Consider the following 2,012-nt stretch of genomic DNA (forward strand, 5'->3'; position numbering starts at 1 on the left):
CATAAGCTAGTAAAAACTAGGCTAATAAAGGGCTGAATTTAGCCAGTTCAGCAGCATTATGCACAGCTAGTTTTTTAATAATTTTAGAGCGGTGCACCTCAATTGTGCGCAGAGAAAGGTATAATTCATCTGCCATTTGTTTGTTAGTTTTACCTTCAATTAATAGATGCAATACTTGGATTTCACGCTCTGTTAACGTGTTATATCGTTGTTTTAGTAGAATAGATTCAAACATCTTATGACTACACGTAAAGGCCTTTTCTATAGCGACAACCAGCTCTTTACCGTTCACAGGTTTTTGAAAAAAATCACAGGCCCCTTGTCTAAATGCATTTACCGCCATCGGCAGATCACCGTGACCTGTTAAAAAAATGATGCCTAACGGACTGTTAGCGGCAATTAATTTTTGTTGCAGTTCTTGGCCTGTAATTTCTGGCATTTTGCTGTCCACAATAAGACAACCTGGTAGGGTAATATCAATGGTATTAATAAACGAAATGGCACTATTGAATACCTGTAAGTTGTATTCATATTGCAATAGCATAAATTGCATAGAATCAAGAATTGCTAGGTCATCATCCACCATATAAATATCGTTAAGCATGTGCATATGTAGTATCAATTCATTAAATGTTAATACAGTGTAAGCATTGTTGATTGTGGATCAAGTTGTTCGGTTGCTTTTGTGCTGTATGCATCTGTTTTGTTAATTAAGTTGCACTACACTGAGTTTGTTGCATAAAAACGGGTTGCTTTGTTTATGACTAAGTACCGATTAACTAAATATTGTTAGATGGCTAAAAGGTTACGGATGCGAATTGAAACTTTGCTGATTGGAGCACTTTCATTAATTCTTGCTGGATATTTAACTCAAGCAAGTGCGCAGACTGCAACACCAGATGCGACCATTGAAAAACACATTACGACTCAAGCCAATGCTGAAGTACATTACCGAGTTGCAGTGCTTGCAAATTATGGAGTGGCTAAAAGTATTGAGCGCTGGCAGCCATTAATGGACTATTTAAGTCAAAATGTTGCCAATGCCAGCTTTGAGGTTGTGCCGTTAGACTTCAACAACATGAATCAAAAGCTAATCAGTGGCGACATACAGTTTGTTGTCACCAATCCTGGCCACTACTTTAATATGAGTGGCGACTATCCTATTTCCTGGTTGGCAACCATGAAGAGCAATCAACATAATGGCAGAACCTTTGCGATAGGTGCGACTATTATCGTCCGTAAAGACAGCCATTTGTTTAGTGTAGAAGATCTTGATGGTCATTCCGTGGTGGCCAGTGATCCTAATGCATTAGGAGGGTACCAAGCCGCGATAGGGCTAATTCATTCAATGGATTATTCGGTCAATAACTTCTTTTCCAAAGTGACGTTTCTCGGCTTTCCTCTTGAACCGCTTATTTATCAAGTCCGCGATGGCACAGCAGATATAGCCATTACTCCATTTTGTACTTTAGAACAGATGGTTGCAGAGGGTTATATCGAGGCTAGCGATTATCGTGTAATAAATGATGTCACTCCAGCTGATTATGAATGTGCTGTAAGCACCCCTTTATATCCGAATTGGTCGTTTGCATCGTCGGATGCGGTGCCGTTAATGGTGAGAACGGGGATCACTCGGGCATTACTGTCGATAAGTATGGATGACCCAGCGTCAATCATCGGACAGAACCGAGGCTGGGCAGCTCCCATTAGCCAGTTTCAAGTGGTTAAATTGTTTAATGACCTTAACTTAAATGCAGATAATATCCCTGTTCATCTACAGGTGTGGCAATGGATAAAGCTCAACCAAAAATGGGGATTTAGTTTATTGGGTTTATTTGTTATCGCGACCATTTATCATCTTTGGTTGGAATATAAATTTAGACAAAAGAGCGAGTTCTTAATCAATACAGAGCGCCAATTGAAAAATAAAGCATTGCAGCTTGAGCGCATGCAAAGCGCAGCAATTTTAGGTGAAATAGGAGCCGGTTTAGCTCACGAACTCAATCAACCCA

2 protein-coding genes are annotated in these 2,012 nt (G+C 39.8%); one reads left to right on the forward strand and one right to left on the reverse strand.

Going from position 1 to position 2,012, the window contains the following annotated elements; genetic code table 11:
* Positions 1 to 16: 16 nt before the first annotated feature.
* A complete protein-coding gene (locus CXF78_RS15360; RefSeq protein ID WP_102037277.1) occupies positions 17 to 610 on the reverse strand; it encodes a response regulator transcription factor in 594 nt (197 codons plus the stop codon).
* A 201-nt stretch (positions 611 to 811) separates the two neighbouring features.
* Here CXF78_RS15360 and CXF78_RS15365 point away from each other — a divergent pair.
* The coding region (locus CXF78_RS15365) for a PhnD/SsuA/transferrin family substrate-binding protein (RefSeq protein WP_180957167.1) at positions 812 to 2,012 on the forward strand (1,201 nt) is incomplete at its 3' end.

The organism is Shewanella sp. 11B5, assembly GCF_002836795.1.
GTDB lineage: Bacteria > Pseudomonadota > Gammaproteobacteria > Enterobacterales > Shewanellaceae > Shewanella > Shewanella frigidimarina.